The sequence below is a fragment of the Kribbella alba genome (assembly GCF_039529635.1).
Lineage (GTDB): Bacteria > Actinomycetota > Actinomycetes > Propionibacteriales > Kribbellaceae > Kribbella > Kribbella alba.
The window spans coordinates 108,392-122,910 of sequence record NZ_BAAANE010000011.1; the positions used below are offsets into that span (position 1 = coordinate 108,392).

The 14,519-nt window shown below is 68.6% G+C and carries 13 protein-coding genes; 3 read left to right on the forward strand and 10 right to left on the reverse strand.

All coding sequences use genetic code 11. The annotated features are described in order from the left end of the window. Positions 1-55: 55 nt before the first annotated feature. From ABD210_RS29180 to ABD210_RS29195, 4 genes are all read right to left on the reverse strand, one after another. Entirely contained in the window at positions 56-523 is a 468-nt protein-coding gene (locus ABD210_RS29180) for a hypothetical protein (protein ID WP_344115793.1), read from the reverse strand. Beyond that, entirely contained in the window at positions 513-2,120 is a 1,608-nt protein-coding gene (locus tag ABD210_RS29185; protein WP_344115795.1) for a multicopper oxidase family protein, read from the reverse strand. The genes ABD210_RS29180 and ABD210_RS29185 overlap by 11 nt, the downstream gene beginning before the upstream one ends. Before the next feature lie 142 nt (positions 2,121-2,262). After that, positions 2,263-4,251: a fibronectin type III domain-containing protein gene (locus ABD210_RS29190; RefSeq protein WP_344115796.1), complete on the reverse strand. Its 1,989-nt coding sequence runs from the start codon at positions 4,249-4,251 to the stop codon at positions 2,263-2,265. Between the two features lie 136 nt (positions 4,252-4,387). Next, entirely contained in the window at positions 4,388-4,591 is a 204-nt protein-coding gene (locus ABD210_RS29195) for a hypothetical protein (RefSeq protein WP_344115798.1), read from the reverse strand. A 28-nt stretch (positions 4,592-4,619) separates the two neighbouring features. Between ABD210_RS29195 and ABD210_RS29200 the strand changes: the two genes are divergently transcribed. From ABD210_RS29200 to ABD210_RS29210, 3 genes are all read left to right on the forward strand, one after another. Next, on the forward strand, positions 4,620-4,970 hold the full coding sequence (locus tag ABD210_RS29200) for a UBP-type zinc finger domain-containing protein (RefSeq protein ID WP_344115800.1): 351 nt from the start codon (positions 4,620-4,622) through the stop codon (positions 4,968-4,970). 66 nt (positions 4,971-5,036) lie between these two features. After that, positions 5,037-5,495 (forward strand): hypothetical protein, encoded by a 459-nt coding sequence (locus ABD210_RS29205; protein ID WP_344115801.1) that lies wholly within the window; start codon positions 5,037-5,039, stop codon positions 5,493-5,495. Continuing rightward, the gene (locus ABD210_RS29210) at positions 5,492-6,403 is read left to right on the forward strand and encodes an HTTM domain-containing protein (RefSeq protein ID WP_344115803.1); all 912 of its coding nucleotides are present in this window, start codon (positions 5,492-5,494) and stop codon (positions 6,401-6,403) included. The genes ABD210_RS29205 and ABD210_RS29210 overlap by 4 nt, the downstream gene beginning before the upstream one ends. Here the strand turns inward: ABD210_RS29210 and ABD210_RS29215 are convergent. From ABD210_RS29215 to ABD210_RS29240, 6 genes are all read right to left on the reverse strand, one after another. Then, entirely contained in the window at positions 6,362-8,509 is a 2,148-nt protein-coding gene (locus ABD210_RS29215; protein ID WP_344115804.1) for a hypothetical protein, read from the reverse strand. The two genes, ABD210_RS29210 and ABD210_RS29215, sit on opposite strands and share 42 nt — an antisense overlap. A 102-nt stretch (positions 8,510-8,611) precedes the next feature. After that, positions 8,612-10,186 carry an ATP-binding cassette domain-containing protein gene (locus ABD210_RS29220; protein ID WP_344115806.1) on the reverse strand — a complete coding sequence of 525 codons (1,575 nt, stop codon included), beginning with the start codon at positions 10,184-10,186 and terminating at the stop codon, positions 8,612-8,614. Beyond that, positions 10,183-11,898 carry an ABC transporter ATP-binding protein/permease gene (locus tag ABD210_RS29225; protein WP_344115808.1) on the reverse strand — a complete coding sequence of 572 codons (1,716 nt, stop codon included), beginning with the start codon at positions 11,896-11,898 and terminating at the stop codon, positions 10,183-10,185. The genes ABD210_RS29220 and ABD210_RS29225 overlap by 4 nt, the downstream gene beginning before the upstream one ends. After that, on the reverse strand, positions 11,891-12,136 hold the full coding sequence (locus tag ABD210_RS29230; RefSeq protein ID WP_344115809.1) for a hypothetical protein: 246 nt from the start codon (positions 12,134-12,136) through the stop codon (positions 11,891-11,893). Before ABD210_RS29230 ends, ABD210_RS29225 begins: the two co-directional genes overlap by 8 nt. Continuing rightward, on the reverse strand, positions 12,133-13,158 hold the full coding sequence (locus ABD210_RS29235) for a cytochrome d ubiquinol oxidase subunit II (RefSeq protein WP_344115811.1): 1,026 nt from the start codon (positions 13,156-13,158) through the stop codon (positions 12,133-12,135). The genes ABD210_RS29230 and ABD210_RS29235 overlap by 4 nt, the downstream gene beginning before the upstream one ends. Then, positions 13,158-14,519, reverse strand: coding sequence for a cytochrome ubiquinol oxidase subunit I (locus tag ABD210_RS29240; RefSeq protein WP_344115813.1), 1,362 nt, complete (start codon positions 14,517-14,519; stop codon positions 13,158-13,160). The genes ABD210_RS29235 and ABD210_RS29240 overlap by 1 nt, the downstream gene beginning before the upstream one ends.

Below are 14,519 nucleotides of genomic sequence, written 5' to 3' on the forward strand. Positions count from 1 at the left end.
AGCAGGCGGGGGGTCAGCTGGCTCACCCCATGTAAGCACGTTCAGGGGCTGTCCGTCACGGGTGTAGTTGAAGATTCACCACCCAGAGCACCACTCCGAGCACGAGGACCGCGTTGAACGCCCGGCGCCGCAGGACGCCTTCCAGCCCGCGCAGCACGAACGCCACCGCGCCCAGCTGAGCCACCGCGATCGCAGTACGGAGCCAGTCGGACTGTTCAGGCTGCTGGTGCGGACCGATCGTGAGGCCTGCGGCCACCACGACGACGTACAGGGCGACCATCGCGCACAGGATCGCGGCAGCCGACAGCAGTCTGCCGGGGTAGACGGCGCCCAGGACGACGCGTGCGAGGACGAGTTGGAGGACGGCCGCGCCGACGAATGGCAGCACGTAGGCGATGCCGTGGTCGAGCTGCTGCTGGACGACCACCAGGTGACCGATGCCCGCGGCTGCACAGAGCACAGCCGCGGGCCTGGTGGTCGTCGACCGCCGCAGCTCGACCGCCGCGACCAGGTCAGTCGACATCGCCGGCACCCAGATCGCCGGCAGGCAAGGCCTTCGCCGGATCCGCGTAGACTGGGTGGTCGTGGTCGTAGGCCACCTTCGGACCGACGCGGAACTGCGCCATCATGTCGTGGTCCTCGTGCACCAGGTTGTGGCAGTGAATCATGTACTTGCCCACGTGAGGACCGAACTTCATCACCACCCGGACCGTCTCGTTCTCCCCCACGTAGACGACGTCCTTGCTGCCGAGTTCCCAGGGCGACGGCGGCTTGCCATTGCGGTCCAGGACCCGGAAGTCGACCAGGTGGACGTGCACGGGATGCGCCCAGCCACCGGATTTGTTGACGAACTCCCAGACCTCGACGTCGCCGAGGTTCGGATCGGCCCAGACGTACTCGTAGTCGGAAGCGACCACGTCCGCCCACGTCCTGCCGTTGATGGTCCACGCACCGTCCTTGCGGATGAACTCGAACTTCCGGGTCCGCTTGGCCATCGCCGCGGTCAGGTCCATCGCGGGCGCTTCGGGGTTGAGCAGGTCCGGGATCGCGTTCCCGGACAGGTCGGTCGGCTCCGCGGCCACGTCGAAGGCCATCACGCTGCCGGTGGTGTCGTAGTCGACCGAGTTCGGCACCCCGAGGTTCTTCAGTACGACCCGCTGGCCGATCTTGTACTTCGCGAAGTCGATCACCACCTCGTAGCGCTCGGCGATCCCGTGCCGGTAGCTCGTCGCCGACCGGGGTTGTTGCATCAGGCCCGCATCGGTGCCGATGAACACGAACGGGTCACCGGTGCTGAGCGCGAACCGCAGGTTGCGGGAGATCGAACAGTTCAGGATCCGGAACCGGTACTTGCGCCGCTCCACCTTCATCACCGGCCAGGGCCGGCCGTTGACGAGCATCACGTCGCCATAAATGCCCGAGTGCCCGCCGTCGTCGTACAGCAACTGGCCGTTGCGGTCGAACATGGCGTCCCGGATCAGCAGCGGTACGTCGTACCGGCCGTGCGGGATCGGGAGCAGTTGCTCCTGCTCGTCGTGCAGCGTGTACATCGCCGCCAGGCCCATGTAGGCGTTCTCGGCGGTGTGGTGCACGCCGTGGTCGTGGTACCAGAGCGTGCGCGCGTTCTGCCAGTTCGGGTAGTGGTAGTCCTTGTACTGCCCCGGCCGGCTGATGTCGCTGGCGTAGCCGTCGTACTGCGGTAGTGATCCCGAACCGTGCAGGTGCACCGAGGTCCAGGGCTCGTAGCCGAGCTGCGGGTGCCTGGCCGGGAGCTCGTTGGTCTGGCGGATCACTGCGGGCCGGCCCTTGGTGGCCCGGATGGTCGGGCCGCCGAAGGTCCCGTCGTACGACCAGGTCTCGGTGCTCAGGCCCGGCAGGATCTCGGTCTGGCTGCTGCGCATGGTCAGGTTGTAGTAGTCGGTGGTGCTGGTCCGCTTCACCGGAACCGCGACGGACGGCACGGTGAACGGCACCGTGAACGGCTTCGGGAACTTGCTGACGGCGATCCGGTCGGACGCGGTCTTGGCTCGGGCGACGCGCTCGAACGGCAGCGCCAGAGCCGCCGAACCGAGCACCCCCAACTTCATCAGGTCGCGCCGGGACAGAGTGTTGTCGGACATGCTTGTTTTCCCCCACGGAAAAGAAGGTCACGGTGATACTGAGCAGCCGGCGCCAGCCCGCCGGCTTGTTTCCCCCACGGAAGCTCAGGTCGATCGGTTGAGCAGCCGGCGGAGGCGCGCCGGCTGCTCCTCGGAGGCCGGATCAGTTCGGAACGGTCAGGGGCCCGAGGGTGCCGCCCTTGTCGGAGGAGATGAACACAGGCGAGGGGTTCCGGGTGGCCGCGCTGCCGGCCCGGACCCGGATCGACCAGGTGCCGTTGATGGTCCCGGCGGCCGGTGGCTGGACGATCACGTTGCTGGCGAACACCGTGCCGGTGGCCGACCCCGACCGGAAGGTCAGCGAGGCGCCGGCGATGTTGCCGGTCCCGTCCATCCGCAGATCGCCGCTCTTCCACTTGGAGAAGGTCACCGCGAGCGTGTCGACAGCCGGTGCCACCGGGGTGACGGTGACCGGATTCGACGGATCGCCCGAGCCGACGGCGTTCACCGCGGCCACGGTCACGGCGTACGAGGTGCCGTTGGCCAGGCCGTTCAGTTGCGTCGTCGACGTGCTCGCTCCGGAGTTCTGCTCGAGCGGTGCGCCGGCTGCCGGTGTCGCTGTCACCTTGTAGCCGGTGATCGGCGAGGTGCCGGGATTGGCGGGCGCGCTCCAGCGGACCGTGGCGGCCCCGTTCAACGGTTGAGCTGTCACCCCGGTGGGCGCAGCAGGTGCCTGCTCCGCACCGAAGGTGTACTTGTCCACCTTGGCCAGGGACGCGTTACCCGCGGGATCGAACGCGACGTAGCGCAGGGTCACCGGACCGGAGGCCGCGGCGAGGTCGATCGGCGCGGAGTACACGTTCGCCGACGGGCCGGCGGTACCGGCCTCCAGCGGGTCCGAACCGTCGAGCGTGTAGTAGATCTGCGAGCCCGCTTCGTTCGCGCTGAGCGCCACGCTCACGTCCGCTGTGTAGAAGCCGCCGGCCGGGGCCGCGGTGACGGTCGGCGCGGTGACGTCGCCCGACGGAGTGTTTCCGGGCACCGCGGGCGGCCAGGACTCACCGGTCTCGCTGAACGCCCGGACCTCGATCCGCTTACCGGCCAGCGTGGTCGGCAAGGTCGCCGCGTGGGCGTCCGGGTCGTTGATGCGCCGGCCGATCTCGGCCTGCGAACCGTTCGTGCTCAACTGGTCGACGGCCCTGACTGTGTAGCCGAGGATCGGCGCCGAGCCCGGCGTCTGGACCGCCTGCGTCCAGGTCACAGAGACGTTGTCACCGTTCTGGTCCGCGCTGACATTGGTGGGCGACGCCGGTCCCTGCTGGACCGGTCCGGCGGGACAGCCACCCATGCCGGGTCCGCCGACCTCGCCGAACTCGCTGATCGTCACACCCTGGCGGTTGCCATCGGCATCCTGGTCCTGCCAGGCCATCGCCCGGAACCCGCCACCGAGCGCGATGTCGGCCGCCTCCGGGGTCAGGAACTCGTACGTCGCGGTAAAGTTGCCCCCAGCAACATCCAGTCCCGACGAGTAGCCGCCCCTCGGCGCTGCCACGAGCGGACCGGGGACCGCACGGATGTCGCGGCGGCCGATCTCGGTGTCCCGCAGGGCAGGTTCGACGATGCGCTGCTCGACGAAGGTCGGATCCACCGCGGGACCGAGCCGCCCCTCGACCACGAGGGTGGTCGGGTTGGTCAGGGTGCCACCGGTGACCGCGGCGTCCAAGGTGGTGGTGTCGGCGACGACGGTGCCGGCGAACTTGAGCGAGACCACGTCACCGGCGCGGATGTCCGGCGTCACCTGCAGGCCGCCGCCCGCGCCCCAGCAGATACCGCCCGGGTGGTTGACCTCGATCGCCGGGTTGCCCGCCGCGATCGAGGCGGCCGAGGCGGTCGTACCGATGGCCGAACCGACCAGGCCGACGGCCGGACGCCGGACCTCGATGGTGATCTGTTCACCGGCGTGCTCGGCGAAGCCGTCGATCGAGATGAAGTCGCGGTCGGGAAAGATGGTGATGTTGTCCGGAAACGCCGGTACGGCGGCGTTGGCGACCTCGGCTGTGAATGGCCCGATCAATGCGATGCCGGCAACCAGCATGCCGGCGACGACGACCCGCCCCCTCCGCCCGGTGATTCCGAGCGCGGTCTTCCTCATGTCGTTCCCCCCTGATGAATGCCCCGCCGGCAGACGACGAGCAGCCGGCAAGGAAAGGTGTCTCAAGGGTGGCGGGACCGCGCGGCCATCGGCAGCCGCGCCTTGCGTGCACGCCCCGCACCCAATTTGTGGGGATTCACCTGTTTGAAGCGTGCTGACTGTGGGCGAGGTGACCCCAGGCCGACCAGATCGCCGGATCCTGGAACGTCCGCGCCAGCGGCCGCATCGTGCCCGGTACGTCGGACCGCAACCCCTCGCTCAGTGGCGTGTTGGCGACCAACTCCTTGACGGCGGCGAAGCTCGTAGACGGCGGCAAAGCTCGTAAGGTCGGAGTTGTCATCGACCCGATGGATTCGAGGAGTGCTGTCATGGATGGGATCGACCCCAGCGCGGTACCCAGCGGACCGGGTTGCGCCGACTGCGAGTCAGCCAACCCGCCCGGCTGGTGGTTCCACCTCCGCCGCTGCGCCCAATGCGGCCACATCGGCTGCTGCGACTCCTCCCCGGAACAGCACGCCTCCGCTCACGCGGCCACCTTCGGCCACCCCATCATCCGCAGCTATGAGCCGGGCGAAGAATGGTTCTGGAGCTACCCCGAAGAGGCGATGTACGACGGCGGCCCGCCCCTCGCCGATCCCCAGCACCACCCCCTGGAGCAGCCCGTCCCCGGCCCCGACGGCCGAGTCCCACCCGACTGGCCCGACCACCTCAACCGCTGAGCCGGCGAAGGCCGTCCCAGCGCTCATCACGCCAGGCGGAAATCCCGCTGGTGTCTAATGACCGACGTGACAGTGCGGCAGAGACGGCTTGGCGGCATCGGGCGGATCGTCCGCGTTGCGGTGGCGCTGGCCGGCCTCGCGTTGCTGGTGAACGGGTCGGTGCGGGCCACCGATGACGTCTGGCCGTTCGGCCCGATGTCGCAGTACGCCGGCTCGGTGGCCGCCGACGCCTCGATCACCTCCATCCGGATCAGCGCGCGAACCGACGCCGGCACCACTGTCGACGTACCGCTCGAGATCGGGGGCGCCGGCATCGCCCGGGCCGAGATCGAGGCGCGGACCGGGGAGATCGCCGCGGATCCGTCCAAGCTGCAGGCGGTTGCGGACGGCTGGGCGAAGAAGCACCCGGACAAGCCGCAGTACCTGAAGCTGGAACTGATCCGCGACACCACCAAGCTCGTCCGTGGGCGCGTTCACGGCCCGCCGACGTCCGAGGTACTGGCGACCTGGCAGGTCCGCCGATGAGCCGCGCGCAGGGCCTCGCTGTTCGGGCGGCCGGCTGGTTCACTCCGCCGATCGCGCTGGCCCGGATCGCCTGGCTCCGCACGATCCTCTACCTGTTCGTCATCCTCGACATGCACGCCTTCGTGCGCGACACCCGCCTGAAGGGTGAGCACCCCGGGCTGTACCAACCGCTGTTCCTCGCCCGCCTCTTCGACCTGCCGAAGCCGTCGGTGGCGAACACGACAGCCTTGTACTTCGTACTGATCGTGGCCTGTCTGGTGGCTGCCTCCAACAGGTTGCCGCGGATCGCCGGTTGGGTGGTCGCTCCGGCGTTCACCTGGTGGGTGTTGATCGGGATGAGCGACGGCAAGGTGGACCACGACCACCTTGCTCTCGTCGTCGCGCTCTGGGTCCTTCCGACGGTCGCGCCCAACAAGGCCCGCGTGCGCTCGCCGTACGCGGACCAGACGCAGTCGGAGGCGGCCGGCTGGGCGATCCGGTGTATCCAGATCGCGGTGATCGCGACGTACTTCCTCTCGGCGATCGCCAAGCTGCGAGGTGCGGGCTGGACCCTGGCTTGGCCGAACAGCGCGATCCTGACCTGGGCGATCGTGCGGCGGCCGAACCCGGTCGGGCTGTGGCTGCTGGAGCACCCGTGGATGCTGCACGTCATGCAGTGGGTCGGGATCATCGGGGAGTTCCTCTCGCCGGCGGTCCTGTGGTTGCGCGGTCGCTGGCAGTTGCTCGGGGCGCTTTTCTTCCTCGGGTTCCACTTGGCGAACACGGTGATCCTGGGCATCCACTTCCTGCCGACGGTGATCTGCTGGCTCGCCTTCGCCCCGCTGGAGCGGATCGTTCCCTGGTGGCGGGAGCGGCGGGTTCGACAGTCAGGCGATTCGAACCGGCTGTCGCGCGTCCGCGACGGGTGAGGCAGGCCGCGCCGCGGTAGGCCAGACGCTCACGACGAGTGGTAAGGCGACCGCGAGAGCTATGCCCGGGATGATGATGCCGGAGTCGTTGACCACAAGTCCGACGACCGCGGTCAGCAGGCAGGCTGCGAGGCAGGATCGCAAGACCGGCTCCGCGGCGTAGGCGGTGATGAGCCCGGTGACACCCAGCCGCTGCGGCCAGGCGACGGCGACTGTCGTGGCGATGAGCAGTCCAAGCACCAGCAGACCAAGCGCTGGGCGTTGGGCGAAGACCTGCAGGTTGGCGTCGAGCTTGCGGCGAAGGATGGTGCCGATGCCCCCGTCGAGCGCCTGCTGGACGAACCTGCCGAGATGTGAACGGCTCGCGGGTGGCCGGGCCCAGTCAAGACCGGCGATCGTGCCGCCGGCAGCGAGCGCCGCGACGGCCACCAGCACGGCCCTGCGCAGTGTCACCCGGAGGCCCCCGACACCGGCGGTCAGCAAGGCGAAGCCTGGGATCAGGGCGAGTACTCCGCCGAAGTCGGCCCCGAAGGACGGCCAGCCGTCGACCGCGACTGCTACGACGCCGATCATCGCAACAGTCACAGCGGCGGCGCGGCGACGGCCCTGCCTGATCAGAGTGGTTGCCGCCCAGGCTGCGGCGACCAGGGCAGTCACTGCGAAGGCGGCGAACGCCACGTTGCCGAGTCCGTAGAAGCGGCCGGCATCCAGTGGCGACAGGCCCCACAGACTGGACAGCTGCAGCCGTGACCCGGTGACCACGTCCACCGCGAGCACCGACGCTGTTATCGCGGCAAGGAACCCGACAGGCCCGAACGTCTGCCGCCGCCATGGCCCGGTGACAGCCAGCCCGCCGATGAGAACCGCCCAGCCAAGCAACGCGGCCCACAGCACGCCGCCGGGGTGCTGCGAGCGCCACCAGGGCACGACGTTGGCCAGGAACGAGGAGACCGGTAGTGCCGCGAAGAACAAGACGAGCCACTTCGCCGCACTGGTCACCCTGATCCATCGCCGATGGCGTTGCGTCGAGCGGCGAGCGAGAATGAGCAGCCCGCAGGCGATCACCTCGCCGAGCGCCAGGAGCCAGTAGAACTGGGTGACATTGGCATCGATCGTCTGCGCAGCGATGTCGTAGTCGCGCAGTCGCCGCACGGCCTCAGCTTTGTCTGCCGGGCGGCCGGGAACGCTTCGCAGTACGGAGCCCACCGCCCGGGGCGGCGCGTTGCTGCCGAGCGCAGCGAGGATGGTCGGAGTCAGGTCGGTGAGCTGGACCAGGCCGTCGTGACGTGTGGAGCTCGCCGTGAGCCAACCGCCGCGGTAGCTGTCACCGCGAGCCAGCACCATCCGGAGTTGCGGGACGGCCGAACTGTCGGAGAGCCCGGCGACCAGCAGTTGCGCCTGGGGCGCCGCCGTCTCCACCCGGCCGATCGCGGCATCGGCCTGGCGTACCGCGTTCGAACGATCGGCACCGAACTGCGGGGGCAGGGAGCCGAGGTCGATCACGGTGAGGGGACACGCGGCGAGGTCTGCCCCTGCCAGCGTCGCGGCGTAGCGCTGAACATGGCCGCCCTGATCGGCCAGGGCGATGGCGCCGCCCGGACCGACCGCGCTCGTGCAACCGCGTTGGGCCGCGGCGCCTGCCAACAGACCGAGCTGCGGATCGTAGGAAAACTGCGCGTTGTAGGCGCCGAGCCCGTTCCAGCCGGGCACGTCAGCGCCGCCGCCGGCCCGTTGTGGCTTGGGGATAGGTGCGCACCCGCCCGATCCGGGCCGGGGCAACGTGGCCCGGACGCCCGTGTTGACCGTCAGCCAGCCATCGGCCGGACAGGTGGACAGCTGCACGGTACGGACTGACAGAGCCGCGGCCGAGGCATGGTCAAACAGCCGCCACAGGTTCGGCGTCGCGCTCGCCGAGAGATCCGCCCAGGACAGTCCCCCGACCCCAGCGACGACCACCTGTCCACCCGCGGTCGCCGCCGCGTGCTCGAACCCGGGCGGCGGGCCGCTGGGTGCGGCATTCGCGGGCGACGCCACCGCGAACACACCGATCAGCGTGCCGAGCCCCAGCGCCACGACCCGCGTCCAGTGGCGCGCGCGAGAAGACATACCTATGCACGGCACTTACTGATGGTGGCACCGAAGCCAAGCAACACCCGCATCACTCTCAGCACTCTCTAAGCCGACGGGGAGGACCCGCCCTAGTCCCGCCTAGTCCAGGGAGACGGTGGACCACGCGGGGCCTAGGGCGGCTGAGTTTGCGGGGAGCTCATGCATTGCCAGTACGAGCACTGCGTCGGGCAGCCGACGGCGTACGGCGACCAGTACGTCGCTCGCAGTGCTGGTGTCGAGGCCCGTCGTCGGTTCGTCGATGAGCAGCACGTCGGGTCGTGTGGCGAGGGCGCGGGCGATGTGGAGACGGCGCTGCTCGCCGCCCGACAGAGCACGTCCATCGACACCGACCTTGGTGTTCGGCTCGATTCCGCTGCGGTCCAGCAACATGCTGGTCAGCAGCTCTTCGATCTCGTCGTCGCTTGCCGTGGCGTTGGCCAGACGAACGTTGGAGCCGACTGTTCCGGTGAACAGGTAGTCATCCGCCAGTACGGCGGTCACCACCCGCGGTCTGGGCTGGATCGCAGGCCGCCGGAGCTCTGTCGCGAGTGCGTCGAGGAGCGTGGTCTTGCCGCTCCCGGAGGCGCCGGTCACGATCAGCGTCCGGCCCGCCGCGACGGCGAAAGCGAGCCGGCGTGCGTTCCGCGTTGGCGCGTCGGGCAGCCAGTAGGACGGCACGGTCAGCAGGTTGCCGTCATAGCTCGCCCGCAGGACGGGGGCGCGGCTGGGTCGGCGGTCCTCGTCACCGGCGACGGAAGTCAGACGTTCACCAGCCTGATCGGCAAGGGCCCACGCTTCGGCGGCGGCGCCGAGGCGTTCGGCGTTGATCATCACGCCGGCCACGAGCAGAGCGAGGAGGACGAGCGTCGAGACTGGTGCGCCCCGTGCCCCGACCAGTACGACCGTGATCAGCAAGGCGACGCCAGTCATGGCGCGGGCGGCGCCCTGCGTGCGGGCACTCGTCAGCGCGTGTTCGAAGCGGTGACCTTCAAAGGTGGCAAGGCGTCGGAGCGTGCGATGCGCGAGTTGGTCTGCGGCGCCCAGTGACGCCAGCTCGGGCCAGGCCTCGACTGCGGTGACGAGCTCGGTGCGCAGGAAGCTGCGGGTACGACTCCCGTCGTCCACGCTGTGCGCCGTGAAGATCGCCAGCGCGGCACAGACAACGGCGGCAACCGCCAGGACCATCGCCACCAAGGGATAGCCCACGAGCACGATCGCCACGCAACCGCCTGCGGTCATCGCCACGGCCACGATCGTGGGTGCTGTAGCGCGGATGAGCGACATGCCTGAGGTGTCGGCGTCGGCCATCACGCGATCCAAGGACTGACCGGACCAGGTCCCGTGATGACTGGGGTCGGCAGCGGCGCGATCGTAGAACCTAAGTCGAGCAGCGCTGATCCGCTGCAGGGCTGCCGAGTGCAGGGCCACCCGGTTGGCGTAGTTCGTCGCGATCCTGCCCACTGCGAAGGCTCGCACGCCGCCGCTGGGCGCGAGGTAGGAGAAGACGCTGTACGCGCTGGCTCCCGCGATAGCCGAGCTGGCGATGAACCATGCCGAGAGCCCAACGAGCCCGACCGAGCAGCTCTCGGCAAGGACCGCAAGGATCAGCCCGGTGACCGACACGAGGGTGTTGCCCTGTCCGCTCCGGGTCTCCTGCCTCGCGATCGGATTCATGCCGGGATCGCTCTCCGGGTGGCCCGGATGGTCCCGCCGGCGATGTTGAGCACGGTATCGGCCGAGCGGGCGAGCGCCGCCGAGTGAGTCGCCACGACGACCGTCCGGCCTTGCGTGGCCTGGTGGAGCGCGTCGATCACCCGCGCCTCGGCGTCGGGATCGAGGTGGGCGGTCGGCTCATCGAGAACCCAGAGCTCGGTATCGCTCAGGAAGGCACGGGCGATGGCGATGCGACGACCCTCACCCGTCGACAGACCGGTGCCGCCTTCACCCAGTTGTGTGTCCAGTCCTTCGGGCAGGCGTGCTACGACATCGGCCAGCCCTGCCGCGGCGACCGCGCGCTCGACCTCGGCCTGGCCGGCAGTCGGTCGTCCGATGCGAATGTTGTCGCTGATGGACGCGGGCAGAAGCACCGTCTGCTGGCCGATCCAGCTACAACCACCGAGGTGCGGCGGTGTCCGCCCCGTGGCGGTGATCCACTGCACGGTTCCCTTGGTCGGTTCACGCGCGCCGGCGATCAGCGACAGCAGGGTCGTCTTGCCTACGCCGGATGGCCCCGCGATCGCTGTCCAGCTGCCGGGCTCGATCGTCATGGCGATGCCGTTGACTACCGGTTCCTCCGAGTCGCGGAAGCAGTAGGTCACGTCCTCGAGGACAACCGCCACAGGTCCGGCAAGCTGCGGCGCTGAGCGTTCGCCGACGCCCTGCGCCGCCTCAGCCTCGGAGAGGAGCGCGACGATCGTCGGCACGGCCGCCAGCGCTCGCTCCCTCGTGTGATACGCCGCCGCCATCGCGCGAAAAGGCTGGAAGTACATGGGACACAGCAGGAGCGCCAGCAGCCCGCTGGACAGCGTCATAGCCGGCGCGGCGCCCAGCCGGACATACCCGAGGAGCGACAGGCCGATGTAGGTGGCGTTGACCGCGATCGAGAAGGTGATGACGACGTCCATCACGGAACCGGACAGGAACGCTCGCCGTACGGTCGCCATGGTGGTCGCGTTCAGCCGGCCCGCCGCGCCGGCGAGCTCGTCGCGGCGGGGCTCCAGGGCGCCGATGCTCTGCAGCGTGCGCAGCCCGCGGAAGCTGTCGAGCACAACAGCTCCGAGCCGGTTGCTGGTGGCCAGCCCTTCGTCAGCACCTTCCTTGGCGAGCACTCCGGCGAGGCGCAGGTTCAGGGGGATCAGCAAGCTCGAGACAAGCAGGATCACCGCGGCCGGCCACTGCACCGCCGCGGTGACGAGGAAGATCACGACCATCGACACAGGAGCGGACAGACGCTGAGGAACCGCCTGGGCGTGGTGGTCGGCAATGTCGTCGGTCAACTCGATGGTCGCCAGTGCCGCCTGTGCGGCGTCTAGTTCACCGCGCCGCTCACGCGAGGGCAGTAGCCCGGCCACCAGGCGGTGCCGGATGGCGCGGGCGATCCGTTGCCGGCCGATCGCCTGAAATCGTGCTGCGCCCCACGTCGCCATGCCTGCGAGGAAACCGCCGCCGAACAGGACACCCAGCTCGACCAGGGTGGGTTGCGCCCGGCGTACCAGCACACCTTGAGCGATCCACGCCAGCGCTGACCACTGGACCACGGTGAACATCGTCTCGAACACCTGGCAGGTGGCGGCGATCCGCAGCGGCGTACGCCCAGGCACAGCCGCAGTCGCGAGCCAGCTGCGGCGATGCTCGGACAGCGTCGCGGCGTCACCCTGCTCAGCCATCGGCGTCGTCTCTGCGTTCGTCGATGAACCAGGCAACGGCGCCGGTCGTGGCGATGAGAATCACGCCGATGATGGTCAGCAGATAGGTGTGATACTTCGGGTAGCCGGCGAACACGCCCTGCGAGACGAAGAAGCAGATCGCGCCGCCGATGACACCCAGAAGGATCTGCACCACTCGGGTGATGAGTCGGCGGGCTACGACGAGGGGCCGCCGTACGAGCTGGGGTTCGGTACTCATGGTTGGCTCCCTGGCAAGGCGTCGGACACGTCAAGGTCGTGGGGGGCGATGGACAGCTTGCCCTTGAAGGTGTGGTGGGCGAACCAGTTGTAATAGAGGACCAACGGCATGTTCAGGCCGATCCCGACCGCCAGAAACACCAGCGTGCTTTCCGGAGCCGCTGTGTCGGCGAGCGTCAGCGCGGGCGGAGCCAGCACGGGGTAACGAGCCACGACCAGCGCGATGACCAGCGCCACCGTGGTGGTCACCAGCCCGGCGATCGGCAGAGCGTCGTACCGAGGAGAGTCGGAGCGGAACGCCGCCAGGGTCACCACCGCGCCGGCTGCCGCGAAGATCAGCAACCCGGCAAAGGCGATCGCGCGTCCAGGGCTATGAAGGTTCAGGGGCGCTGCGGTGCCGTTGACGGCGGCGAGACACGCCACGGCGAGGATCGATGCGAGTACTGCGCTGACCGTGCCGCGGCGGCCCGCGCTCGCCCGCAGTTCCCCGGTCGCCTTCCACTTGGTGTACGCGTAACCCAGCGCCAGATAGCCGCACGTGATCGCCGCGGCGGTCAGTACGGCGTACCAGCTGAGGGCTCCGAACGGCGAACCGGAGAACGCGCGGTTGACGACGGTGAGCTTCTCCGTGAGGGTGCCGACGACAACGCCTTGTGCCAGCGCGGCCGCCAGCGAGGCGATGCCGAACAGTCGCTCCCAGTGGGATTCGGTCTCTGCCTGGGATGCCATCTCGACGCTGACCCCGCGGACGATCAACGAGAACAGCATGATGATCAATGGGAGGTAAGCCTGGGGAAGCATGGTGCCGAAGGCCAACGGAAAGCCGGCCCAGAGACTCACCGCCAGCAGGACCAGCCAGGTCTCGTTGCCGTCCCACGCCACGGCCACCAGCTCGAGCAGCTCGCGTCGAGACCTTGCGTCACGCTCGAACAGGGTGGCGATGCCGATGCCCAGGTCATAGCCGTCGAGCACGACGTACATCACCAGGCAAAGCACAGCAAGGAGGAACCAGACGGTCGACATCAGCTCACCGCCGTCTCGGCGAGCAGGACGCGATCGCGCTCGGCGGCCAGGGGGCGATCGCGCTCGGGCCCGATCCGTACAGCACGAACGATGTAGGCGATATAGGCGACGAACATCGACAGGTACAGCAGCGAGAAGCCCAGCACGGAGAACAAGATCTCGCCAGGCGCCAGCTGCGAGACCGCGGCAGAGGTCCGGAGCAGACCGAAGACGACCCAAGGCTGGCGGCCACTCTCCGCGAGGACCCATCCGCCCAGAATGGCGATGATGCCCGCCGGTGTCGTCCACAGCAGGTACCGATGGAATCGTCTCGAGGTCCAGAGCTTGCGCCGGAAGCGCAGGATCGTCGCGTAGAAGACCGTCCCGAACATCCACAGTGCCGCGAAGAACATGGCCCGGAATCCCCAGAAGACCGGTGCCATCGGTGGCTGGTCCGCTGTGGGCGTCAGGTCCAGCGGGGGGTTGGCCGTCTTGCAGCTCAGGTCCCCGTAGAACGCGCTGCCCACGCACGGGATGGACAGCTCCGCGATGTTGCGCTTCGCCTGCTGGTCGGGGATCGCGAAGACCACCCAGCCTGTGTTCGGCTTGCTCCAGTTGCCCTCGGCCGCCTCCGCCTTGGACAGCTGCGACCCGAACAGGTGTTCGGCGACTTGGTCGCCCATGAAGACCTGGAGCGGGAGCAGGATCGCCGCGACGCCCAGCGCGATGGACACCGATCGACGAGCGAACGCCAACTCTCTTCGCTTGACCAGGTAGTAGGCCCCGATGCCGGCGACGAAGAAGCTGGCGGAGATCAAGACCCCGAGCACCATGTGCGGCCACCGCCACACGAACGACGGGTTGAAGATGACGTCGACCCAGTTCGCCGGCGCGAACTGCCCGCCACGCATCGCGTAGCCGGCCGGCGTCTGCATCCACGAGTTGGCGGCGATGATCCAGGTCGAGGACAGGATCGTCCCGATCGAGACCATCACCGTCGCGGCGAACATGGTGCCTTGCCTGACCCGGCCATCACCGTAGAGCAGGACGCCGATGAACCCTGCCTCCACCGAGAAGGCGGTGACGACCTCCATCCCGATGATCGGGGCGATGATAGGGCCGGTCTGCGCCGCGTAGACACCCCAGTTGAGCCCCATCTCGAAGGTGATCACGATGCCCGCGACCACCCCGATCGCGAACCCGACCGCGAAGATCCGGCGCCAGAACCGGAACATCTGCAGATAGACCGGCTTTCCTGTCTTCCAGTGCAGGCCGTAGAGGACGCAGAGGAAGATCGACAGCCCGACGGTGATCGACGGGAACGTCATGTGGAACATGATCGTGATGGCGAACTGCCACCTCGACAGATCAAGCAGGCTCAC